Annotated in this window: 23 protein-coding genes; 16 read left to right on the forward strand and 7 right to left on the reverse strand. The window is 66.1% G+C overall.

Annotated elements, in window-relative coordinates; all coding sequences use genetic code 11:
- Positions 1–308: 308 nt before the first annotated feature.
- Both NMQ16_RS15675 and NMQ16_RS15680 read right to left on the reverse strand, forming a co-directional pair.
- Positions 309–1445 carry an EAL and HDOD domain-containing protein gene (locus NMQ16_RS15675; protein ID WP_257081814.1) on the reverse strand — a complete coding sequence of 379 codons (1137 nt, stop codon included), beginning with the start codon at positions 1443–1445 and terminating at the stop codon, positions 309–311.
- Complete coding sequence (locus NMQ16_RS15680) at positions 1442–2458, reverse strand: CDP-6-deoxy-delta-3,4-glucoseen reductase (protein WP_257081815.1); 1017 nt, start codon at positions 2456–2458, stop codon at positions 1442–1444. Before NMQ16_RS15680 ends, NMQ16_RS15675 begins: the two co-directional genes overlap by 4 nt.
- 22 nt (positions 2459–2480) lie before the next feature.
- Between NMQ16_RS15680 and NMQ16_RS15685 the strand changes: the two genes are divergently transcribed.
- From NMQ16_RS15685 to NMQ16_RS15700, 4 genes are all read left to right on the forward strand, one after another.
- A complete protein-coding gene (locus tag NMQ16_RS15685; RefSeq protein WP_257081816.1) occupies positions 2481–3413 on the forward strand; it encodes an SDR family oxidoreductase in 933 nt (310 codons plus the stop codon).
- An 8-nt stretch (positions 3414–3421) separates the two neighbouring features.
- Positions 3422–3850, forward strand: a complete 429-nt coding sequence (locus NMQ16_RS15690; RefSeq protein ID WP_257081817.1) for a CopD family protein — start codon at positions 3422–3424, stop codon at positions 3848–3850.
- Between the two features lie 103 nt (positions 3851–3953).
- Positions 3954–5180: a class I SAM-dependent RNA methyltransferase gene (locus NMQ16_RS15695; protein ID WP_257081818.1), complete on the forward strand. Its 1227-nt coding sequence runs from the start codon at positions 3954–3956 to the stop codon at positions 5178–5180.
- Positions 5181–5191: 11 nt separating this feature from the next.
- Complete coding sequence (locus NMQ16_RS15700; protein WP_257081819.1) at positions 5192–5563, forward strand: hypothetical protein; 372 nt, start codon at positions 5192–5194, stop codon at positions 5561–5563.
- Between the two features lie 16 nt (positions 5564–5579).
- On the opposite strand, the gene msrA is transcribed toward NMQ16_RS15700, so the two are convergent.
- The 3 genes from msrA to NMQ16_RS15715 all read right to left on the reverse strand — a co-directional run bounded on the left by msrA (position 5580) and on the right by NMQ16_RS15715 (position 7248).
- Positions 5580–6083: a peptide-methionine (S)-S-oxide reductase MsrA gene (msrA, locus tag NMQ16_RS15705; RefSeq protein ID WP_257081820.1), complete on the reverse strand. Its 504-nt coding sequence runs from the start codon at positions 6081–6083 to the stop codon at positions 5580–5582.
- Complete coding sequence (msrB, locus tag NMQ16_RS15710) at positions 6080–6529, reverse strand: peptide-methionine (R)-S-oxide reductase MsrB (RefSeq protein ID WP_257081821.1); 450 nt, start codon at positions 6527–6529, stop codon at positions 6080–6082. The genes msrA and msrB overlap by 4 nt, the downstream gene beginning before the upstream one ends.
- Positions 6530–6642: 113 nt before the next feature.
- Complete coding sequence (locus tag NMQ16_RS15715; RefSeq protein WP_069038618.1) at positions 6643–7248, reverse strand: XRE family transcriptional regulator; 606 nt, start codon at positions 7246–7248, stop codon at positions 6643–6645.
- Between the two features lie 196 nt (positions 7249–7444).
- Between NMQ16_RS15715 and NMQ16_RS15720 the strand changes: the two genes are divergently transcribed.
- Genes NMQ16_RS15720 through NMQ16_RS15755 form a run of 8 tightly spaced genes read left to right on the forward strand, consistent with a single transcriptional unit; the run spans position 7445 to position 16928 of the window.
- On the forward strand, positions 7445–8686 hold the full coding sequence (locus NMQ16_RS15720; RefSeq protein WP_306441089.1) for an FAD-dependent oxidoreductase: 1242 nt from the start codon (positions 7445–7447) through the stop codon (positions 8684–8686).
- A 54-nt stretch (positions 8687–8740) separates the two neighbouring features.
- Positions 8741–8998 carry a sarcosine oxidase subunit delta gene (locus tag NMQ16_RS15725; protein ID WP_257081823.1) on the forward strand — a complete coding sequence of 86 codons (258 nt, stop codon included), beginning with the start codon at positions 8741–8743 and terminating at the stop codon, positions 8996–8998.
- 14 nt (positions 8999–9012) lie between these two features.
- Entirely contained in the window at positions 9013–11895 is a 2883-nt protein-coding gene (locus NMQ16_RS15730) for a glycine cleavage T C-terminal barrel domain-containing protein (protein ID WP_257081955.1), read from the forward strand.
- Positions 11892–12530 (forward strand): methylglutamate dehydrogenase, encoded by a 639-nt coding sequence (locus NMQ16_RS15735; protein WP_257081824.1) that lies wholly within the window; start codon positions 11892–11894, stop codon positions 12528–12530. Before NMQ16_RS15730 ends, NMQ16_RS15735 begins: the two co-directional genes overlap by 4 nt.
- Before the next feature lie 37 nt (positions 12531–12567).
- Positions 12568–13908 (forward strand): type III glutamate--ammonia ligase, encoded by a 1341-nt coding sequence (gene glnT / locus NMQ16_RS15740; protein ID WP_257081825.1) that lies wholly within the window; start codon positions 12568–12570, stop codon positions 13906–13908.
- A gap of 19 nt (positions 13909–13927) precedes the next feature.
- Positions 13928–14836, forward strand: a complete 909-nt coding sequence (locus tag NMQ16_RS15745) for a class II glutamine amidotransferase (protein WP_257081826.1) — start codon at positions 13928–13930, stop codon at positions 14834–14836.
- Positions 14824–15513, forward strand: coding sequence for a protein glxC (locus tag NMQ16_RS15750; RefSeq protein WP_257081827.1), 690 nt, complete (start codon positions 14824–14826; stop codon positions 15511–15513). Before NMQ16_RS15745 ends, NMQ16_RS15750 begins: the two co-directional genes overlap by 13 nt.
- A 47-nt stretch (positions 15514–15560) precedes the next feature.
- The gene (locus NMQ16_RS15755; RefSeq protein ID WP_257081828.1) at positions 15561–16928 is read left to right on the forward strand and encodes an FMN-binding glutamate synthase family protein; all 1368 of its coding nucleotides are present in this window, start codon (positions 15561–15563) and stop codon (positions 16926–16928) included.
- Between the two features lie 14 nt (positions 16929–16942).
- Here the strand turns inward: NMQ16_RS15755 and NMQ16_RS15760 are convergent, their stop codons facing one another.
- Positions 16943–17833: a DUF4394 domain-containing protein gene (locus NMQ16_RS15760; RefSeq protein WP_257081829.1), complete on the reverse strand. Its 891-nt coding sequence runs from the start codon at positions 17831–17833 to the stop codon at positions 16943–16945.
- Positions 17834–18306: 473 nt separating this feature from the next.
- Here NMQ16_RS15760 and NMQ16_RS15765 point away from each other — a divergent pair, with 473 nt between their 5' ends.
- The 3 genes from NMQ16_RS15765 (at position 18307) to NMQ16_RS15775 (ending at position 22253) form a co-directional block, all read left to right on the forward strand.
- Positions 18307–18906 (forward strand): methylamine utilization protein, encoded by a 600-nt coding sequence (locus NMQ16_RS15765; RefSeq protein ID WP_257081830.1) that lies wholly within the window; start codon positions 18307–18309, stop codon positions 18904–18906.
- Positions 18907–18916: 10 nt separating this feature from the next.
- Positions 18917–21328: a bifunctional diguanylate cyclase/phosphodiesterase gene (locus NMQ16_RS15770; RefSeq protein WP_257081832.1), complete on the forward strand. Its 2412-nt coding sequence runs from the start codon at positions 18917–18919 to the stop codon at positions 21326–21328.
- 88 nt (positions 21329–21416) lie between these two features.
- Complete coding sequence (locus NMQ16_RS15775; RefSeq protein WP_257081835.1) at positions 21417–22253, forward strand: alpha/beta hydrolase; 837 nt, start codon at positions 21417–21419, stop codon at positions 22251–22253.
- Positions 22254–22272: 19 nt separating this feature from the next.
- Here NMQ16_RS15775 and NMQ16_RS15780 read toward each other — a convergent pair whose 3' ends face one another.
- On the reverse strand, positions 22273–22782 hold the full coding sequence (locus NMQ16_RS15780) for a hypothetical protein (RefSeq protein ID WP_257081836.1): 510 nt from the start codon (positions 22780–22782) through the stop codon (positions 22273–22275).
- A 332-nt stretch (positions 22783–23114) separates the two neighbouring features.
- On the opposite strand from NMQ16_RS15780, the gene NMQ16_RS15785 reads away from it, so the two are divergent.
- Positions 23115–23309 carry a hypothetical protein gene (locus NMQ16_RS15785; protein ID WP_257081837.1) on the forward strand — a complete coding sequence of 65 codons (195 nt, stop codon included), beginning with the start codon at positions 23115–23117 and terminating at the stop codon, positions 23307–23309.
- Positions 23310–23422 lie beyond the last annotated feature (113 nt).

The raw sequence follows: 23422 nt of genomic DNA on the forward strand, positions 1-23422 counted from the left end.
ACTGTCCGCCCGCCGCCGTCGCGGCTGAACGTTCGCGTCGGAAAGCCTGAACAAGCCCTCCGTGCCGCAAGGCGCGGGGGGCTTTTTCTTTTGCGGTGCGCCCCCTGTGGGCGCGGCAGTCTGTGTGGGAGCGGCGGCCTCGCCGCGATCGGCGCGTTCATCAACGATCATCGCAGCATCAATCGCGGCGAGGGCGGAGCGGGGGTTTCAGCGAGCACTGCTCGCCGCCCGCAGAGCCGGCCGGCCATGCAGGGCCGGCAGTGGATCGCCGCTCCCACAGGTGCTGCTCCCACAGACCGCAGCGCCGGTCAGAACTCCAGCGTGTCGGCGAACTTCAGCGCCGACATCTGCGCCCGATTGACCTGATTGGCGTCGAGCCCGAGCGAGTGGGTCAGCTCGCGCAGGGCGCCGGCTGATACATCCTCGCAGGCGCGGGCCAGTTTCAGGAAGGGCGTATAGGCGCCGTCGTTGCCGAGCAGCGCGTCGGTGATCGGGTCGGGCAGCGTCATTTCTTCGAGCACGGTGTCCATCGGAGCGCCGAGCAGCTTGTCGAGCAGCGAAAAGGCGCCGGTGATGAACAGGTTGTCGTGTTCCTCGCGCGGAAAGAACTCCGCGCCGAGCACTTCCATCAGCCGGCCGCGCGCGATCGCCGCCTGCATCAGCGCCGGTGCCGACGGGTCCTTGCCGGCGGTGACCAGCAGCAGCGACAGCCACTTGTTCAGCTTGTCATACCCGAGGATGACCACCGCGTGGCGGAAGGACTGCACCTGGCACATCAGGCCGAAACCGGCCGAATTGATGTAGCGCAGCAGCTTGAACGACAGCGCCACGTCCTGCTTCAGCGCGTCCTCGATCTGTTTGGGGTCGGCGTTGCGACGCACCAGATTGAGCACGCGCACGATCTGCGCGTGCGCCGGCGCCAGCTTTTTCGCCGTGGTCTGGTTGGCCTTGAAGAACCAGCCGGTCGCGCCGCCATAGCCGGCCTTGACCGCGGCATCGAACGCCAGCGGATCGGCCACACCTGTCGCGAGCAGGATGCCAGGCACGCGGATGGTCACAGGCTGCACCCGCGCGTCGGCCATCACGAAGCGGAAGCCGAGGCCGGTCGGCAATTCGGTGCCCACCTTGTAGTCACCCAGCACCAGCGGCACGCCGGCCTGCGCAAGCTGCAGCACCGCCTCCGCGCAGGCCGGATCGGCGAGCTGTACCGCGCCGACTTCCATCATGGCGCCTTCCGGCGCGATCCAGTCGGCCAGGCTGGCATCGGGTGCGCAGCCGGCGAGGCTGACGAACACCGGGCGCGCCGGCGGCCAGTCTTCGCCGATGGCGTCCAGCGCCGCCACGGCGTCGCCGCAGGTGGGTGCATGCACGCGCAGCCGGGTGGCCGTGATCGCGCGCTGCTTGTTGATGACCGGTTCGCGGGTGAAGAAGACGTCCTGGCTCATTGCGGTGAATAGGTAAATGAGTCTGCGTGAAAGTGCTCTATCGGCAGATTGCACTGTCGGGTGAAGTCCGCCTTCGCGGCGTCGATCATTGCCGGTCCGCCACAGGCATAGACCTGATGGCCGGCGAGATCGGGCAGGTCGGCCAGCACCGCCTGGTGCACGAAACCGGTGCGTCCGGTCCAGGCGTCACCGGTCGCCGGTTCCGACAGCACCGGGATGTAGCGGAAGCCGGGCAGCCGGCCGACCCAGCTCGCCGCCAGATCGTGCATGTACAGGTCCTGCTTCGTGCGCGCGCCCCAGTACAGCGTGATCGGCTTGTCGTAGCCGGTTTCGATGGCATGTTCGATGATCGCCTTGATCGGCGCAAAACCGGTGCCGCCGGCCACCATGATCACCGGCCGGTCGACGTCCTCGCGCAGGAAGAAGCTGCCCAGCGGCCCCTCGAAACGCAGGATGTCGCGCTCCTTCATCGTGCCGAACACATGGCCGGTGAAGTGGCCGCCCGGTACCTCGCGGATGTGCAGCGTCAGGAATTCGTCGTCGTGCGGCGCATTGGCGATCGAAAAGCTGCGCCGCTTGCCGTCGCGCAGCAGGAAGTCGATGTACTGGCCGGCGAGGTACTGCAGCCTTTCGTTGGCCGGCAGCTTCAGGCTGACCGCCATCACGTCCGGCGCGAGCCGTTCCAGCTTCTGCACCCGGGTCGGCATGATGCGCACCGCGATGTCCTTCATGCCGCCGACTTCGCGGCATTCCAGTTCGAGGTCGGAGCGCGCGGTGGCGCAGCAGAACAGCGCATAGCCCTGCGCCTTTTCGGCGTCTGTCAGCTTGGCCGCCTGATGCGTGCCGTAATCGACCGTGCCGGAAAGGATTTTCCCCTTGCACGAACCGCAGGCGCCGTTGCGGCAGCCATAGGGCAGATTGAAGCCGGCGGCCAGCGCAGCGTCGAGCAGGCGGGTTTCGGCGTCGGTGGTGAAGGTGTGCTGGCTCGGTTTGAGGGTGACCTGATAGGACATGGCAGCGTGAGACAATCCGTGAATGAACAAGGTAAAGCGATCGCAGCGCACGGCCCCGGCGGGGTGGTGCGGCAAACGGTCAAGGGTGCTGATTGTAGGCTGTGGCGACGTTGCTCGTCGCGCGCTGCCCTGGCTGGCACCACGGGTAAGGGTATGGGCCATGGTGCGCAACGTCGAATCGGCTGTCGAATTGCGCCGCCTGGGCGTGCGTTGCGTGCGCGCAGACCTCGATGATCCGGCCAGCCTGCGCCGGGTGGCGGCACTGGCCACCTGGGTGTGGCATTTCGCGCCGCCACCGGCCACGGGTGACGGCCGCGATCCGCGCACCCGCCGCCTGGTGGCCGCGCTGGCGCGCGCCGGGCGGACCGACCGGTTGTGCTACATCAGCACCAGCGGCGTCTATGGCGACTGCGCCGGCGAGCGCGTGCCGGAAACGCGGCCGTTGAACGCCGGCAGCGCGCGCGCCGCGCGGCGGGTCGACGCCGAATCGGCGGTGCGCCGTCTGGCGCGGCGCGGTGTCGCGGTGAGCATCCTGCGCGCGCCCGGCATCTACGGTCCCGACCGCCTGCCGCTGGACCGCCTGAAGCGTGCCGATCCGGTGCTGCACCCCGATGAGGACGTGTACACCAATCACATCGACGCCGCGGATCTGGGCCGACTCGCGTGGGGCGCGCTGATGCGCGCGCGCGGCGGCCGCACCTACAACGCGAGCGACGACACCCGGCTCGCCATGGGCGACTATTTCGACCGCGTGGCCGACGCTTTCGCGCTGCCGCGGCCGCCGCGTGTCACGCGCGAGCAAGCGCGCGCGCGGCTCAGCCCGATGATGCTGTCCTTCATGAATGAATCGCGCGTGCTCGACAACGGCCGCATGAAGCGCGAGTTGCGGGTGACACGGCAGCGCCCCGACGTCGACGCCGTGCTCGCACACGCCCTGCAGACTTTCCAACGCTGAGCAATGCAATGACCAGTACCTATCTGTGGGCCAAGGCCCTGCACATCGTTTTCGTCACCAGCTGGTTCGCCGGCCTGTTCTACCTGCCGCGCCTGTTCGTCAATCTGGCCATGCTCGGTGCGGACGAAACCGCGGTGCGCGACCGCCTGCTGCTGATGTCGCGCAAGCTGCTGCGCTTCATGGGTCCGCTGGCCGGGCTGGCGGTCGGTTTCGGCCTGTGGCTGTGGCTGGGCGAAGGCATCGGTGGCGGCTGGATGCATGCCAAGCTGCTGCTGGTCATCTTCCTGATCGGCTATCACCATTACTGCGCGCGCCTGTTGCGCGCCTTCGAAGCCAACCGCAACACGCGCAGCCACGTCTGGTACCGCTGGTTCAACGAGGCGCCGGTGCTGGTGCTGTTCGCCGTCGTGCTGCTGGTCGTGCTGAAACCTTTCTGATCCCATGACGAATTTCCCTCCGAAGAAAGTCCCGCCAAAGACATCCGCGTCCGCCGGACGCTCCACGGCTGCACCTTCCGTGCGTTCCACGGCAGCGCCTGCCGTGCGTTCAATTCGCCGCGTGCCGCGCCCGGAAGGCGACATGCCGGCCGAACTGCAGGGCGATCAGCACTATTTCTCGCCCTGTCCGCGCGGCCTCGAAGCCGTGCTGGCCGACGAACTGGTCGCGCTCGGTGCCGACGCCGTGAAGGCGGTGCCCGGCGGCGTCGCCTTCTCGGGGCCGTGGGCGCTGGTGTATCGCGTCAATCTGGAAAGCCGCATCGCCACCCGCGTGCTGTGGCGCGTCGGCCACGGGCCGTACCGCAAGGAAGACGATATCTTCAAGCTGGCGCTGGGCCTGGCCTGGGAGCACTGGTTCTCGCCGCGCTGCACGCTGCGCGTCTACACCACGGCCGTGCGCTCGCCGCTGAAATCGGTCGATTTCGTCACCCTGCGCGTGAAGGATGCGATCTGCGACCGCATGCGCGAACAGACGCGATCGCGGCCGAGCATCGACACCGTGGCGCCGGACGTGCGCGTGCACGTGTTCCTGACCGACCGCGATGCCACGATCTATCTCGATACCTCGGGCGAGCCGCTGTACAAGCGCGGCTTCAAGGTGGCGCATGTCGAGGCACCGCTGAAGGAAAACCTCGCTGCGGGCATCATCCTGCTGTCCGGCTGGGACAGGGTGGAACCCTTTTTCGATCCGATGTGCGGCAGCGGCACCTTCCTGATCGAGGCCGCGCAGATGGCGCTCGACATCGCGCCCGGCCTCGGCCGCGGCTTCGGCTTCGAAAAGCTCACCACCTATCGTGCCGCAGACTGGCACGCCGTGCGTGACGCGGCCGCGGCGCGCGCCCAGCCACCGCGCGAACTGCCGATCTTCGGCTCCGACATCGCCGGCCGCGAAGTCGCGCGCTGCAAGGAGAACCTGCAGGCCGCGAAACTGCCCTGGGTGGTGCGGGTCGAGGGGGCGGACCTGATGGATCGAGAGCCGCCGGCCGACCACGGCGTGCTGGTGACCAATCCGCCGTATGGCGAGCGCATCGGCGAAAAGCAGGCACTGGCCACCTTCTATCCGAAACTGGGCGACCTGCTGAAGCAGCGTTACAGCGGCTGGCGCTGCCTGTTCATCACCGCCGACACCGACTTTCCGAAGCTGATCAAGCTGAAGGCGAGCCGCCGCACGCCGCTGTACAACGGTGCGCTGGAATGCCGGCTGTACGAATACCGCATGGTCGAAGGCAGCCTGCGCGCGCCGCGTGCCGACGCCCCAGCGGAACCGTGAAGGAGGCAGCGATGAGGCTGAACAGGATGTGCTGCCTGCTGGCAGCGATCGTCACGCTGCCGGCCGCTGCCGTAGAAGCGCCGCCAGCTGCAGACTGGCATCTCGCCGGCCGGCTCGGCCTGCTGCAGTTCATCGTCGTGCCCGAGGCCTCGGCACGCGACCGCGCCTACTACGACCGCGTCATCGACACGGTGTGCAGCGACGACACCGCATCCTGCTTCCTGCGCTTCTTCACCAACGCGAGCGGCGTCGCGATGAGCTTCCCGTTGCCCGATGCGGTGCTGGCGGAACCGACGGTCATGTTCCAGCGCTCGGCCAAGCACCGGACCGAACAGTTCCAGTGGAGCTGCCGGCTCGGGCTGGCGGAAAGCGCCTGCTTCTAGAAGGTATCGCCGACGCTCATCGATCGCTGCGCGGCAGCACCCAGCCGGCGCGCGGAAAGTGGCAGGTGTAACCGTTCGGAATGCGTTCCAGGTAGTCCTGATGTTCCGGCTCGGCTTCCCAGAAGTCGCCCACCGGTTCCACTTCGGTCACCACCGGCCCCGGCCACAGGCCCGACGCATTCACGTCGGCGATGGTGCGCAGCGCCTCGTCGCGCTGTGCATCCGACACCCAGTAGATGGCCGACCGGTAGGCGAGGCCGCGATCGTTGCCCTGACGGTTCTTCGTCGTCGGGTCGTGGATCTGGAAGAAGAATTCAAGCAGCTGCCGATAGCTGATCTGCGCCGGATCGAACACGATCTCGATGCCTTCGGCGTGCGTGCCGTGACTGCGGTAGGTCGCATTCGGCGCATCGCCGCCGGTGTAGCCGACGCGCGTCTTCAGCACGCCGGGCAGCTTGCGTATCAGGTCCTGCATGCCCCAGAAGCAGCCGCCGGCCAGCACCGCGCGTTCGCTGCTCATCGCGCGCCCTCCACCTGGTCGATCCAGTCGCCGTAGCCTTCCGCCGCCATGTCCTTCAGGTGGACGAAGCGCAGTGACGCCGAATTGATGCAGTAGCGCAGGCCGCCGCGCTCGCGCGGGCCGTCGTTGAACACGTGGCCGAGGTGGCTGTCGCCGTGCGCCGAACGCACTTCGGTGCGCACCATGCCGAGCGAGGCGTCGCGCAGTTCGGTCACGTGCGCCGGCTCGATCGGCTTGGTGAAGCTGGGCCAGCCGCAGCCGGACTCGAACTTGTCGGTCGATGCGAACAGCGGCTCACCCGACACGATGTCGACATAGATGCCGGGTGCGTGATTCTTCAGGTACTCGCCGGTACCGGGGTATTCGGTGCCGTTCTGCTGCGTGACGCGGTACTGCTCGGGCGTCAGGCGGGCAAGGGCTTCGGGGGTCTTGGCGTAGGTTTTCACGGGATTCTCCGGCCGGGATGGGGTGCAGCCTCTGCAGGTGCTGCCGCACAGAGGGATTTAAAGCCCGCGAGTTCCGTCTGTCGAGTACACACCGGGCAGATCGCAGGCCGCCGTCACTCGTGCGCCTGCTCCGGATAGATGATGATCGACAGGAAGCGGATCGGCACTTCGGTCAGCTTTTCCGGGCCGTGCGGCACGTTGCCGTCGAAGGTGAGCGCGTCGCCCGGCTCCAGCGAGTGGATGGTCTTGCCGTGGCGGTAGTCGATGCGGCCTTCCAGCATGTAGATGAATTCGGTGCCCGGATGCTCGAACACCGGGAAGGTGGCCGAGGTCTGTTCGATGGTGATCAGGAAGGGCTCGAACAGCTTGGTCGGTCCCTGGTGGTAGGACAGCAGGTGATAGGTGTGGCCGCTCTTTGTGCCGCGCCGCGCCACTTCCATGCTTTCGCCGGCTTTCACCAGCTGGGCGCCGCCGCCTTCGGTTTCGTAGTCCTTGAACAGCGCCGACAGCGACACGCCGAGCGCGCGTGCGATGCGCGACAGCGCGTCCAGGCTGGTGGCCGTCTGGCCGTTCTCGATGCGCGACAGCATGCCGCGGCTGATGTCGGCGCGGTCCGAAATGTCGGCGATCGTCAGTCCGTGCGCCCGGCGCAGCTCGCGGATCGTGGTGCCGAGGTAGCGCTCGAGTTCGCCTTCCATCGCACTGTCTTGCGTGCTCATTGTTGTGGCCTCCCTGTTCTGGCTGTGCGCGATTTTACGTGTCAGGTTTCATCGTACGAATTTTTGTTGACTCCTGCTTCAAAAGGTTCATGATTTGAACTAAAGTTGCTTCACACGAACATTGACGTGAAGCGAGTCGCCCACCGGCGGTCGCCCCGCAGCCTGGAACTGCGGAAACCCAACTTCGGAAAATTTCATGCCCTGGCGCCTATTGCGGTTCGGTCTGTCCAAGTCACATCCGGAACCGCGGATGTTCACGACCCACGACACGCTGAAACCTTCTTACGACGTGGTGATCATCGGCGGCGGCGGCCACGGGCTGGCCAGCGCCTACTACCTGGCGCGCGACCACGGCATCACCAATGTCGCGGTGCTCGAAAAAGGTTACATCGGCGGCGGCAACACCGGCCGCAACACCACCATCATCCGCTCGAACTACCTGACGCCCGAAGGCGTCAAGTTCTACGACAAGTCCGTGCAGCTGTGGCAGGACCTGTCGACCGAGTTCGATCTCAACCTGTTCTTCTCCACTCGCGGTCACTTCACGCTGGCACATACGGACTCGGCGATGCGCACGATGCGCTGGCGCGCCGAGGTGAACAAGCACTACGGCATCGCGTCCGAAGTGGTCGGGCCGGAAGACGTGAAGCGCGCCACGCCGCAGATGGACCTGTCCTGTGGCGGCCACGCGCCGATCCAGGGCGCGCTGTACCACGCGCCCGGCGCGGTGGCCCGTCACGACGCGGTGGCCTGGGGCTACGGCCGCGGCGCCGACATGCGCGGCGCGGAAATCCACCAGCAGACAGCGGTCACCGGCATCGAGGTCAAGGGCGGCAAGGTGGTCGGCGTACACACCACGCGCGGCTTCATCGCGACGAACAAGGTGATCTGTGCGGTGGCCGGCTTCACGCCGCGCATCACCGACATGGTCGGCATCAAGACGCCCATCTACATCCACCCGCTGCAGGCGATGGTGAGCGAGCCGATGAAGCCCTGGCTCGATTCCATCCTGGTGTCGGGCAGCCTGCACATCTACGTCAGCCAGAGTTCGCGCGGCGAACTGGTGATGGGCGCATCGCTCGATCCGTACGAAGTGCAATCGACCCGCTCGACGCTCGACTTCCCGGAAGGCCTGTCGGCGCACCTGCTCGACATGTTCCCCTTCCTGTCGCACGTGAAGGTGGTGCGCCAGTGGGCCGGCATGGCCGACATGACGCCGGACTTCGCACCGATCATGGGCATGACGCCGGTCGAGGGCTTCTATCTCGATTCCGGCTGGGGTACCTGGGGCTTCAAGGCGACACCGGTGTGCGGCAAGACGATGGCCTGGACGGTGGCGAACGACAAGCCGCACGAACTGATCACCGGTTTTTCGCTGGACCGCTTCCGCAACTACGCGCTGACCGGCGAGAAGGGAGCGGCAAGTGTGGGTCACTGAGTGGATCAATGACGTTCTGTCCGTACCCCTTCGCCGGACTGCAGGAGCGACGACATGAAATTGATGACCTGTCCGGTCAATGGCACGCGGCCGGTATCGGAATTCGTCTACTGGGGCGAAATCCGCCCGATGCCCGATCCCGACACCTGCAGCGACGACGAGTGGGCCGCCTACGTGTTCAACCGCAACGGCGCACCCGGCGTGAAGAAGGAGTGGTGGTGCCACACGCCGTCGAACACCTGGTTCATCGCCGAGCGCGATACCGAAAAGGATTTTGTGCTGCGTACCTATCTATATGGAGATGACCGGTGAAGCGCCTGCCCGCCATGCCCGACGAGTGGATTGACCGCAGCACGGTCGTCCGCTTCCGTTTCGAGGGATCCGCTTTCGAAGGTCTTGCCGGCGACAGCATTTCCAGCGCGCTGTGGGCCGCCGGCCAGCGCGCACTCGGCCGCAGCTTCAAGTACCACCGGGTGCGCGGCATCCTGTCGGCCGCCAACCATGACGTGAACGTCATGCTGCAGGACGGCCCGCGCCTGAACACCCGCGGCGACGTCGTTGCGCTGCGCGACGGCATGGATCTGACGGCCGTCAATACCTTCGGCGGCGTCGCCAACGACCGCGCCCGCGTGCTCGGCCTGTTCGCGCGCTTCCTGCCGGTCGGCTTCTATTACAAGGCCTTCCATTCGAAGCGGCTGTTCCCTAAATGGGAGCGCATGTTCCGCCGCATCACCGGCCTGGGCGTGCTCGACTTCGACACGCCGCACGTGCGCACACCCAAGCGCTACGATTTCTGCGACGTGCTGGTGATCGGCGCCGGTCCGTCCGGCCTGTCCGCCGCACTGGCAGCGGCCGACGCCGGTGCGAAGGTGGTCATCGTCGACGAGAACGCGCACGCCGGCGGCAGCGGCCTGTTCCAGCTGGGCGGCGACGTGGCACGGCGCGAGCACACCCGCGCACTGCTGCAGCGCGTGAAGGCGCACAGCTGCATCCGTCTGCTCGAAGGCACGTGTGCCGGTGCGTACTACGCCGACAACTGGGTGCCGCTGATCGACGCCGAACGCATGACGAAGATGCGCGCCGCGGCAGTGGTGGTCGCCAGCGGTGCGTTCGAACAACCGGCCGTATTCCGCAACAACGACCTGCCGGGCGTCATGAATGGTTCGGCCATGCAGCGCCTGATCTATCGCTATGCCGTGCTGCCGGCGCAGCGCACCGTGGTGCTGGCGGCGAACGCCGACGGCTATCGCGTCGCGCTCGATGTGCTGGCGGCCGGCGGTGAAGTCGCCGCCGTGCTCGACCTGCGCGCCAACGTGCCTGCGTCGCCGCAGCTCGATGCACTGCGCAGCCGCGGCGTGGAAGTGCTCACCGGCCACGCGGTGTACGAGGCGCATTCCGACGGTCGCGGCGCGCTGGCCGGCGTCACCGTGTGCCGCGTCGATGCGGCGGGCAAGGTGGTCGCCGGTTCGCAGCGGCGCATCGATTGCGACGGGCTGGCAATGAGCACCGGCTGGTCGCCGGCCGCGAACCTGCTGTACCAGGCCGGAACGAAGATGCGTTTCGACGACGGCCTGCAGCAGTTCGTGCCGGATGTGCTTCCGCAGGGCGTGTTCGCCTGTGGCCGGGTGAATGGTGCCTACCGCATCGAGTCGCGCATTGCCGACGGCCGGCGCGCCGGTGCCGCCGCCGCGGCGCACACCGGTTTCCCGAGCGCGATCGATGCGGTGATACAGCCGGAAACCGAATCGCCGTCGCATGCCTGGCCCATCGTTGCCCACCCGGATGGCAAGAACTTCGTCGATTTCGACGAAGACCTGCAGGTGAAGGACTTCGAGAACGCGGTGCAGGAGGGCTACGACAACATCGAGTTGATGAAGCGCTTCTCGACCGTCGGCATGGGCCCGAGTCAGGGCAAGCATTCGAACATGACGGCGCTGCGCATCCTGGCGCGCCTGACCGGCAAATCGCCGCAGCAGGTCGGCACGACCACCGCGCGGCCGTTCTTCCACCCGGTGCCGCTGTCGCATCTGGCTGGCCGCGGCTTCAGCCCGCAGCGCCAGTCGCCGCTGCACGGCCGCCACGCCAGGCTCGGTGCCGTGTTCATGCAGGCAGGTGCCTGGGAGCGGCCGGCTTACTACGCGGTCGAAGGACGCACGGCCACCGACTGCGTGCGCGCCGAAGTGGCGCGGGTGCGTTCGGCGGTCGGTCTGATCGACGTCGGTACGCTGGGCAAGCTGGAAGTGCGCGGTCCGCAGGCGGCCGAGTTCCTGAACCGCGTCTATACCGGCCGCTATGACAACATGAAGGTCGGCAGCACGCGCTATGCGGTGATGTGCGACGACTCCGGCGTGCTGGCCGATGAGGGTGTCGTGGCGCGCGTGGCGGACGACGTCTTCTACTTCACGACGACCTCGTCCGGTTCCGCGACGGTGTATCGCGAACTGTCGCGCCTGAACACCGAATGGCGGCTCGACTGCGGTCTGGTGAATCTGACCGGCGCGTATTCGGCGATGAATCTCGCCGGACCGGCATCCCGCGCCGTGCTGGCGACGCTGACCGACATGGATCTGTCATCGGCCGCCTTCCCCTACCTCGCGGTGCGGTCCGGCCTGGTGGCCGGCGTGCCGGTGCGCATGATGCGGGTCGGCTTCGTCGGCGAGTGGGGCTACGAGATCCATGCGCCGGCCGAGTACGGTCCGGTGCTGTGGGATCTGCTGATGAAGGCGGGCGAGGCGTCCGGCATCGGTGCCTTCGGCGTCGAGGCGCAGCGCCTGCTGCGGCTGGAAAAGGGTCACCTCATCGTCAGCCAGGACACCGACGGCCTGACCCATCCGTTCGAGGTGGGCATGGACTGGGCGGTCAAGCTCGACAAGCCTTTCTTCACTGGCCAGCGCTCGCTGAAAATCATCAGGAAGCTGCCGCTGAAACGCAGGCTGGTCGGCTTCATGCTGCCGGCCAACCACCTCGGTCAGGTGCCGCAGGAATGCCATCTGATCATCGGTGACGGCGACATCATCGGCCGCGTGACCAGCATTTCGTGGAGCCCGAACGTCGGTCGTCACATCGGGCTCGCCTTCGTGCCGCCCGAAATGACCGCACCCGGCACGGCGCTGTCCATTCGCGTCACCGATGGAACGATGGTGCCGGCCGAAGTCTGTACGACACCGTTCTTCGACCCGACAGATGCCCGCCAGAAGGAGGCGACATGAACGCAGTACTGCGCATCAGCCCGTTGTTCGACGTGCAGGCACCCCTCGCCCGTGACTGGACCACCCGCGAACGGATGCAGGTTGTCGCGCGCTTCGGCGCCGACGAAGCCGCCAGGCGGGCGAACGCCGGCATCGGCGACCGGAGCTTCCTGCAGCGCGCCGGCGTCAAGGGGGCGGGCGCCGCCGCCTGGCTCAATGCGCAGGGCATCGACACGCCGGCGCAGTCGAACAGTTTCCTGCAACTCGCCGACGGCACGCTGGTGGCGCGCCTCGGGCTGACCGAATACCTGATCGAGGATGCGCCGGGCGGCACACGCGCCGCCGCACTGATGGCGCAGCCGCCGGGCGAGCGCGTGTATCCGGTGCCGCGCTTCGACGCCGCGCTGGAGCTCACCGGCACGCAGATCCCCGAATTGCTGCGCCAGACCTGCGCCTTCGATTTTTCCACGCTGGCGGCACCGGCGCTGGTGATGACGTCCATGGTCGGCGTGGGGGTGACCGCGCTGACGCTCGACAGCGCCGATGGCCCGGTCGTCCGTCTGTGGTGCGACGGCACGTGGGGGGGCTATCTGTGGCTCACGCTGGTCGAGGTGGCAGGCGATCTGGGCGGCGGCGCGGTCGGCGTCGAGGCTTAACGGGACTGAACAACAGCGGGCGACAGGGAGAAATGACATGACACCGAGCGAAGCAAAGCAGTTTCTGAAGGACAACAAGGTCAGGTATCTGCTGGCACAGTTCGTCGACATCCACGGTTCGGCCAAGACCAAATCGGTCCCGGTCGAACATTACGACACCGTGGTGACCGATGGCGCCGGCTTCGCCGGGTTCGCCATCTGGGGCATGGGCATGACGCCCAATGTCGACGCCGATTACATGGCGGTCGGCGATGCGTCGACGCTGTCGCTGGTGCCCTGGCAGCCGGGCTATGCGCGCATCGCCTGCGACGGTCACACGCACGGCACGCCGCACGAATTCGACGCCCGCGTGGTGCTGAAGAAGCAGCTCGAACAGTTCAAGTCGCGCGGCTGGACCTTCTACACAGGCATGGAGCCGGAGTTCTCGCTGCTGCGCAAGGTCGAGGGCAAGATCCTGCCGGCCGACGCCGGCGACACGCTGGCCAAGCCTTGTTACGACTACAAGGGTCTGTCGCGTGCCCGCGTCTTTCTCGAACGGCTGTCCGAATCGCTGCGCGCGGTCGGCATCGACGTCTACCAGATCGACCACGAAGACGCGAACGGCCAGTTCGAAATCAACTACACCTTCACCGACGCGCTGACCTCGTGCGACCACTACACCTTCTTCAAGATGGGTGCCGCCGAGATCGCCGCCGACCTGGGCCTGATCTGCTCCTTCATGCCCAAGCCGTTTTCGAACCGCCCGGGCAACGGCCTGCACATGCACATGTCGATCGGCGAAACGGCGCCCGGCGGCAGGAAGAACCTGTTCGAGGACAAGTCCGACAAGCACGGCCTGGCGCTGTCGAAGCTGGCCTACCACTGGGCGGCCGGCCTGCTCAAGCACGCACCGGCGCTGGCTGCGCTGTGCTGCCCGACGGTCAATTCATACAAGCGTCTGGTGGTCGGCCGCTCGCTGACCGGTGCCACCTGGGCGCCGGCCTACATCTGCTACGGCGGCAACAACCGCAGCGGCATGATCCGCAGCCCCGGCGGCCGGCTTGAACTGCGCCTGCCCGACGCCTCCTGCAACGCCTATCTGGCCACCGCCGCAGTGATCGCAGCCGGCATGGACGGCGTGAACAACGAGCTCGATCCGGGCGCGCCGAACAACGACAACCTGTACGAATACAGCCAAGCCCAGCTCGACGCGGCCGGCATCAGCGTACTGCCGCAGAACCTGCATGAAGCGCTGCTGGCGCTCGAAAAGGACGACGTGATCCGGGCTGCACTGGGTCCCGTCGTCGACGAGTTCCTGCGTCTCAAGCACATGGAGTGGGTCGAGTACATGCGCCACGTTTCCGATTGGGAAGTGCAGAGCTACCTCGAATTTTTCTGATCATCCCCGGAGAACCGATATGTGTGGAATCGTGGGTTTGCTGGTGAAGACACCGGCACTGAAGGAAAGACTGGGCGAGTTGATGGTGCCCATGCTGATCGGCATGACCGAACGCGGGCCGGATTCGGCCGGTCTGGCGGTGTTCGCCGATCCGCTGGCCGAGGGCTCGCGCAAGCTGAGCCTGTATTCCGGGCTGACCGATGAAGGCGCGGATTTCAACTGGCATGGTCTGACGCACGCGCTGAAGGATCACCTCGACGTCGAGGCGATCATCGACGTGAAGAACAATCACGCCGTGCTGTCGTTCGCGGTGGCGCCGGACATGATCAAGCGCTGGTTGCGCGAACACCATCCGAAGCTGCACATCCTGAGCACCGGCCGCACCATCGACCTGTACAAGGACGTCGGCACGCCGGCCGAAGTGGCCGAGCGCTACGACTTCAAGTCGATGAAGGGCTCGCACCTGGTCGGTCACACCCGGATGGCGACCGAATCGGCGGTGACGCCGGACCGCGCCCACCCGTTCACCGCCGGCGAGGATTTCTGTCTGGTGCACAACGGTTCGCTGTCGAACCCGAATGACATCCGTCGCAAGCTGCAGCCGCACGGCATCCACTTCGACACCGACAACGACACCGAAGCGGCCTGCCGCTTTCTCGAATGGCGGCTGCGCGAAGGCGACGAGCTGGAAGCGGCGCTGCAGCGCGGCTTCGACGAGATGGACGGTTTCTACACCTTCCTGATGGGGACGCCGGACAAGCTCGCGCTGATCCGCGACCCGTTCGCCTGCAAGCCCGCGGTGGTCGCCGAAACTGACGACTACGTGGCGATCGCGTCGGAATTCCGTTCGCTCGCCCACCTGCCCGGCGTCAAGCACGCCCACGTGTTCGAACCCGCGCCCGAGGAGATGTACGTATGGAACGCCTGAGCTTCGATCTTGCGGCCTCGTCGCTGAGCGACATGAACCGCTTCCTGCATCGCGACCTGGCCGACGGTGACCGTCGCCACGTGTCGGTGCTGAACCCGGACGGCGCGCACAACATCGCGGTCGGCCTCAATCACTCGGTCACGGTCGAGGTGCACGGCCATGCCGGCTACTACGCGGCGGGCATGAACAAGCACGCCACCGTGGTGATCCACGGCAGCGCCGGCACCGGTGTCGCCGAGAACATGATGAGCGGCACCGTGCATGTGAAAGGCTTCGCGTCGAATGGCGCCGGCGCCACCGCACACGGCGGCCTTCTGGTGATCGACGGCGACGCCGGCCTGCGCTGCGGCATTTCACTCAAGGGCGGCGACATCGTCGTCGGCGGCAGCGTCGGCAGCTTTTCCGGCTTCATGGCACAGGCCGGCCGCATGGTCATCTGCGGCAATGCCGGCGACGCGCTCGGCGACTCTTTGTACGAGGCGGTCATCTACATCCGCGGCACCGTGAAATCGCTGGGCGCCGATGCGCAGTTCGAGGACATGACTGACGCCGATTACAGCGCGCTGGCCGAACTGCTGTCGAAAGCCGGTCTAGACCACGATCCGAAGTCATTCAGGCGCATCGCCTCGGCACGTTCCCTGTACCACTGGAACGCCGACGCCGACCAGGAATATTGAGCCGGGCGTACCGGAAACCCGCAGGACTCAGCACCAAAGGACTTAGCATGGACACCAAGCCCGTAACGTTCAAACGCCCGTCGCTCGAACAGTCGGCCAGTTTCGACCGCAGCGTCATCGACTACATCCAGAATGCAGCCGCGCACGGCCTGTACGAAATCCGCGGTCTGGGCGCCAAGCGCAAGCTGCCGCACTTCGACGATCTGGTCTTTCTCGCCGGTTCGCTGTCGCGCTACCCGCTCGAAGGCTATCGCGAGAAGTGCTTCACCAAGACGGTGCTCGGCACGCGCTTCGCGAAGAAGCCGATCGAGCTCGACATCCCGATCACCATCGCCGGCATGAGCTTCGGCGCGCTGTCGGCCAACGTGAAGGAGTCGCTCGGACGCGCCGCGACCGAAATGGGCACCTCGACCACCACCGGTGACGGCGGCATGACGCAGGAAGAGCGCGGCTCGTCCAAGACGCTGATCTATCAGTGCCTGCCGTCGCGCTACGGCTTCAATCCGGACGACGTGCGCCGCGCCGACGCCATCGAAGTGGTGATCGGACAGGGTGCCAAGCCGGGCGGCGGCGGCATGCTGCTCGGCCAGAAGGTGAATCCGCGCGTGGCGAAGATGCGCACGCTGCCGCAGGGCGTCGACCAGCGCTCGGCCTGTCGCCACCCGGACTGGACCGGTCCGGACGATCTGGCGATCAAGATCCAGGAACTGCGCGAACTGACCGACTGGGAAAAGCCGATCTATGTGAAGGTCGGCGCCACCCGTACCTTCAACGACGTCAAGCTGGCCGTGCATTCGGGCGCCGACGTCGTGGTGGTGGACGGCATGCAGGGCGGCACCGCCGCGACGCAGACCTGCTACATCGAGCACGTCGGCATTCCGACGCTGGCCGCGGTGCGTCAGGCCGTCGATGCGCTGGAAGACCTGAACATGAAGGGCAAGGTGCAGCTCATCGTGTCCGGCGGCATCCGCAGCGGCCCCGACGTCGCCAAGGCGCTGGCGATGGGTGCCGACGCCGTGGCCATCGGCCAGGGCATCCTGTTCGCGCTCGGCTGCAATTCCGAGAGCTATATCCAGAACGGCGAACACGTGTCGGCCATCGAAGGCTACGACGCGCTGGGCACGGCACCGGGCTTCTGCCACCACTGCCACACCGGCAGGTGCCCGGTCGGCGTGACCACGCAGGACGCCATCCTGGAGCAGCGTCTGCAGCCGGACGTCGGCGCGCGCCGCGTCAAGAACTACCTGCAGACGATGAACATGGAGCTGACCACGATTGCACGTGCCTGCGGCAAGCAGAACGTGCATCACCTGGAACGCGAAGATCTGGTTGCGCTGACGCTGGAAGCCGCTGCCATGGCGCGCATTCCGCTGGCCGGCACGAACTGGATTCCGGGCGTGAACGGCGCGTTCTGATCGCGGTACCGGGATCAGGGTTCAATGGCGATGCCGCGCAGCGGCTCGCCCTTGCCGACCCTGCCCAGACGCGTGGCCGCGCCGGTTTTCAGGTCGATCAGGTAGAACTGCGGCGTGGCGTCCTGCGCCGTGCTGGCGGCGGCGTAGGCGTCGTTGCTGACGTCGGCGATGTCGAAGTGGGCGTCGGCCAGTCCGGCGATGCCGAGTGCGCCGACGGTGAACAGCTTGCCGGTGTTCGGCGACACCACCGGCTTCACGCCTTCCACCGAACCCTGGCGCACCAGCGCACCGGTGGCGGCGTCGATCGCGAAGTTGGTCGTGAGCTTTTCGTCTTCCTGGTTGTACGTGTAGCCGGCGGCGACGATGTTCGGCGCCACGGCGGCGTTGGTGTCGCCTTCGGCGTAGGTCAGCGTGCCGTCAGGCTGCAGGCCGGCAGTGTCGGGCGAGGCGTCGACCAGCGCGCCGGTATCAGGGTGGGCACGCAGGTTCTGCCGCGTGTCGGACACGATGCGGATGCGGTCGGCGGCCGGATTGAAGTCGAACCCGAAGCGCTGACCTTTCAGCGGCGCGGCGAATTTCGCATTGCCGACCGGCTTGAGCTGACCCCGGGCGACATCGACGGTGAAGATGCGGCCGGTGCTGCCGAGCGCAAACATGACGCCCCGTGCGACCCGGTAGTCGATGCCCAGCAACTGTTCGCCGTTGTCCAGCCCGGTCAGGGCGACATCGGACAGGAGCCTGCCCGGCTGGCCAGCATTGAAGCTGATCAGACGGTGCGACTGGGTCACCGCAAACACGGTTTCCTTGCGCGGCGGGCCTTCGATGTCGGGTGTGCCGGCGCAGGCGGCGAGCAGGCAGGCGGTCGAGGCAAGCGTCAGCAGGGGAAGACGGGTGGTGATCTGCATGGAGGGGTCCTTGATCGAATGAAGGGGCCTGACAGCATCGCGCCTGCGGGTGGCACTCGTTTCCTGGCGCGTGGGCGAAGTCCTTGTGGGTTACGGTTGATTCGCCGCTGCCTTTAGGGCACTCATCAATGGCCCGTGAGAAAATTCAACTGCCAACCCTCGGTTGATAGAGGGTGTCGGCAGGGTTGGCAGGGTGTCTGGCAGGGCGCAAGGACGCGGCGGGACGGCACGTGCAAGGACGAGCCACGCCGCCAGGCGCCCTGCGGAGGTCTTCAGCTTCATGGAGCTGTCGGTGTCGCAACGCGCTGTGGCGTCCGGCTTGTCTGCTTCAGGCGATCCGACGCCACCCCGGGCTGACGCGTGGTCCGCAGTCGTACCCCTAAAGGGTGAAGTCCTGTTGCCGTTAGCTGGAGCATCGACAGTGCGTGGGTAACGGGATCGTGCGCGTTCAAGGAGTGCGGAAGCAGGTTTGCATGGCAGGACGGATGATGCGCGCAGCCGCGCTTTCCGCAGTGCTTCTGACAGGTTCTGCGCAGGCTGCAACCGTCACCTTCAAGACCAGCGATACGTCGGGGCGTGCGCTCGACAGCGTCGTGGTGACCCTGTTGCCGGTGGGAAAGGTCGCGTTGCCGCCCCCTCGCCCGGCCAGCATCGAACAGGTCAGGAAGACGTTCGTGCCCCTGGTCAGCGTGGTGCAGACCGGCGCTGCAGTTGATTTTCCGAACAACGACACGGTGCGCCATCACGTGTATTCGTTTTCGGCGTCCAAGGTGTTCGAACTGAAGCTGTACGCCGGCAAGCCAGCCAGGCCGGTCGTTTTCGACAAGCCGGGTGTTGTCGTGCTGGGCTGCAATATTCACGACAAGATGGTCGCTTACATCATGGTGGTCGACACCCCGTGGTTTGCCGTGACGGGGGACGACGGCAGCGCGGAGATCACCGACCTGCCGCCCGGTGACTACATGCTCCAGACCTGGCATCCGCGTCGCCTCGGCATGCCGGACCTGCCGCCGCGTCCGATCAGGGTCAATGCCGACATGACCGAGTCGGTGACGGTCGACCTGAAGCCCTGACGCAATGCGAATGAACAGTCTCAAATGGCGCATCGCCGCCTGTTGCGCACTGCTACTGCTGCTGGTGCAGGCCGGCGGTCTGCTGATGTTCGGCCAGCTCGGCCGCTCCAGCGCGCTCAACGATGTGCGTGCCGAACTGCAGACGGCCGATCGGGTCCTGTCCCGCCTGCTCGAACAGCGCGCCAGCCAGCTGACACAGGCTGCCCGCGTGCTGGCTGCCGATTATGGGTTCCGCGAAGCGCTGACCAGTCGGGACAACGAAACGATCGTGTCCGCGCTCGGCAATCACGGCGAGCGCATCGAAGCCAGCCTGATGATGCTGCTCGGCCTCGACGAGCGCGTCACCGCCATATACCCGGACGCTGCGCAGGGCGTCGCGCCGCAGTTGCACGGCCTGATCGAGAACGCACGCAACGGCGGATCAGGGAGCGGTCTGGTCATCATCGACGGCACGCTCTACCAGGTCGTGGTGGTGCCGGTACTCGCGCCATTGCCGGTGGCCTATGTCGTGACCGCATTCATCGTTGATCAGCCGTTCGTGCAGGACCTCAAGCGGGTGTCGGGCCTCGATCTGAGCTTCCTGAGCCGGGTCGCAGACGATGAATGGGGGCTGGCAGCCAGTTCGCTCGCCGACACGCTGCAACCAGGGCTTCTGGCAGCCTTCCGCAGCCATCGCGGGGCGCTGCCTGAAATGCTGTCGCTCGACGGCAAGGACTATGCAAGTCGGCCCAAGGTCATCGAAGCGGGTACGCAGCAGCACATCACGGTCGTGCTGCAGCTGTCGCTCGATCGAGCGCTTGAACCCTGGCAGCGCCTGTACGACAACTGGCTGCAGCTGTCGCTCGCCGGAATGCTGTTTGCACTGGTGGCCAGCGCTTTGCTGGGGAGATCGATCGCGTCGCCGGTGGCCAAGCTGGCGCAGTTCGCCCGCCGTGTCGGCAGGGGCGAGTACGGTGTGCCGCCGGTGATGGACCGGCGTGACGAGATCGGCCAGCTGGCCGATGCCTTCTCGCACATGACCGAAGCCATCTCTACACGCGAGGCGCGCATTTCCGAGCTGGCCTACCGCGACACGCTGACCGGTCTGCCTAACCGCGCCTACTTCGTCGAGCGGCTGACCGATGGTGTGCACGACGCGAAGACGCGCGACGGCGCACTGGCGGTGCTGACACTCGACATGGATCGCTTCAAGATGGTGAACGACGCGCTCGGCCACGGCCTGGGCGACCTGCTGCTGGTCGAAGTGGGCAAGCGGCTGCGCGACACGCTGCGCGATGTGCGCGATCAGGTGGCGCGCCTCGGCGGTGACGAATTCGCAGTGCTGCTGCCGGGCGCCGATGCGCAGAAAGCCTATGGCGTGGCGATGCGCATTGCCGAAGCGCTCGACCAGCCGATGAGCCTCGAAGGGCAGATGGTGGACGTCAGCGCCAGCATGGGCATTTCGTCGTTTCCGGAACACGGCGACGACGTGCAGGCGCTGCTGCGCCACGCCGACGTCGCCATGTATCAGGCCAAACGCCAGAACAGCGGCGCAGCCATCTATGACCCGCGCCACCATGAACGCAACGTCGAACGGCTGTCGCTGCTGACCGAACTCCGGGCGGCCGTCGAGCACGATGAACTGGTGCTGTATTACCAGCCGAAGGTCGCGCTGGTGCCGGGCCGCCAGCATCACGTCGAAGCGCTGGTACGCTGGATCCATCCGACGCGCGGCTTCATTCCGCCGTTTGATTTCATCCCGTTCGCCGAGCAGACCGGCTACATCAAGGCGATCACGCTGTGGGTCATGAATGCGGCGATCCGCCAGTGCGGCCTGTGGCTGCGTGCCGGTATCGAGGTGAATGTGTCTCTGAATATCTCGGCGCGCGACCTGCTCAACCCCGACCTGCCGTCCAGTTTCATCGGAATGCTGCAGCGCCACGGCTGCGAATCGCGTCTGATCACGCTGGAAATCACCGAAAGCGCCGTGCTGGACGATCCGCTGCGCGCGCTGGCAAATCTGCAGGCGCTGCGCGACACCGGTTGCATGCTGTCGATCGACGACTACGGCACCGGCTATTCCTCGCTGTCCTACCTCAAGCAGATGCCGGTCAGCGAAATGAAGATCGACCGCAGCTTCGTGATGAACCTGGTCGAAAATCCGAACGACGAAATCATCGTACGTTCGACAATCGAACTGGCCCACAACATGGGACTGAAGGTAACGGCCGAAGGCGTCGAGACAGACGCCGTGCTGGAGCGGCTGCGCGAACTCGGCTGCGATCTGGCCCAGGGCTACCTGATCAGCAAGCCGATTCCCGTGGAAGCCCTTGAAAAATGGTTCCGGGAGTCGCACTGGGCGCTGATTTCGGTCGCCGAGCCGGGCTCCTGCGCAGACAACGACGAAATCGTTGCAGCACCGGAACATGCCGACGCTTTGTGACCATCCGTGTAATGCTTTCGACAATGCGTGTCCGGGCCCGATACCTGCTTGCAGTTAAAGTGTCTCGAAACCATCGGAGCACTGAAACATGATCAAGCGCCAAGGTCCGCTGGAAGTCATCACGCGAAGACCGGCTGCGGCGACCCACGCAACACCCTTGCTGTTCGTCCATGGCGCCTACACAGCAGCCTGGTGCTGGGACGAACACTTCCTGTCCTACTTCGCTGACGCCGGCTTCGAAGCGACCGCGTTGTCGCTGTCCGGTCACGGGGGCAGTCCGGGGCGCGAATTTCTCGATCTGCTGAGCCTTGACGACTACGTGCGCGACGTGCTCGAACTCATCGACGCATTCGACGTGCCGCCGATCCTGATCGGTCACTCGATGGGCGGCATGGTGGTACAGAAGTGTATGGAAGTGAGACAGGTGTCCGGCGCGGTGCTGATGGCGTCTGTGCCGCCGCAGGGTTTGTGGGCATCGGCGGTCGGTCTGGCGCTCCGCAAGCCTGACCTGATGTCCGAACTGAACACTCTGCTGACCGGTGGCGGCACGTCGCCCGAGGCGCTGCGCGAAGCCCTGTTCGCCCAGCCGGTGTCGATGGAGCGCCTGCAGGACATGGCGCGTCGCGTGCAGCCGGAATCTGCGCGCGTGATCTGGGACATGACACTGTTCGACCTGCCGCAGCCGTCACGCATGCGCCGTGCGCCGCTGCTGGTGCTTGGCGCCGAGTGCGATCCCATCATTCCGCCCTCGCTGACCGAAATGACCGCCCGCGCACTTGATGTCGAGGCGCGCGTCTTCCCCGGCATGGGCCACGGCATGATGCTGGAAGCCGACTGGCGCAAGGTGGCCCAGTGCGTGCTCGACTGGCTGCCGATGGCCTGCCGCAGCGCGCGCGGCCAGTCGCAGGGGGCCGGCGTCGTCTGAGCGCCTGTCGGGTGCCGCGTCAGCGCCCGGCCTTGCTTTCCAGATAGCCCAGGATGTCCTGCCGCCGCAGCTGAGGTTCGCCCCGCTGCGGCGCTGACCCCACGATCCGGTTCATCCAGGACATGTTGTCTTCCATGCGCTGCACTACTCGACGCCACTCCCGGGCGGGGCGGCTCGACGGCTCCGGCAGTACGTGGCACTGGTCGCAGGCGTCGCGGAAGCTGCGCCCGCGCGTGTCCAGATCGGGATAGCGCGCCACATCAATCGGCTTCTGTGCATTACGTCTCAGGTAGCCGATGAGCATGTGTACTTCTTCCTCGTCCGGCGCGGCCGCGCCGCCCATCATGTCCTTCATCAGCGCGCCGCGGTTCCCGCTCCCCCGCATGCGCACCACCATCCGGCCGACGATTTTCGGCCACTTGTCGGGGTGGTGCATCGCCGGGCTCGGCAGGTGGTGGCACTGAACGCAGTAGCGGGCCATCAGGGTCGCGGCGGGTGAATCGGGTTCGGGCAAGGCAGCAGCGGTCATGGTCGGCGGCAGGATGCGCGACAGCCAGCCTGCCTGCGGACCGCCCGACCAGCGCGCGAGCGCCGCGTCGATGAGGCGCTGGTTTGCGCTGCTGGCCGCATCCGCTGAGGCGGCAGGTTGCGTACACAAAAGTGCGCACAGCGAAGCGAGCAGGATGCAGCAACGGAACATGGCAGCGAGATGCACCGGTGGGGAGGAGGTCAGACCTCTTCAGCGTAGTTCAACGAGACGGCGGACTGAAGCCGCAAACATGTGTGCCAACGGCGATCGGAACCCTCAAGTCGCCGGGGCATGGGCCGATGGCAGTGGAAGATGTGTTCAGGAAGAGAGACATGGACCTGTTTGATTTCATGACCGGAAAGTCGCTTGGCCGCCATCAGGACTATGGTGACGAAGTGCTCGACTCAGGCTGGCTGCCGCAGCCCGAGGCCGCGCTTGCCAGCCGCCGCCCATCGGTCGCGCGCTCGCATACTGCCGTGTCGGATCCCGACGCGTTCCTGCGCGATATCTATCGTTCGCAGGAATAAATTGTCGTAAAGCCCGCCCGGGCTGCTGCGCAAGGGTGTGCAGCGGCAGCAGCTTGGGTAATATCGCAGATATGCCTTGCGATACCTTTTTTAACGTTCTCCGCCGACGGTTT

This window comes from Methyloversatilis sp. XJ19-49 (assembly GCF_024580145.1).
Classification (GTDB): domain Bacteria; phylum Pseudomonadota; class Gammaproteobacteria; order Burkholderiales; family Rhodocyclaceae; genus Methyloversatilis.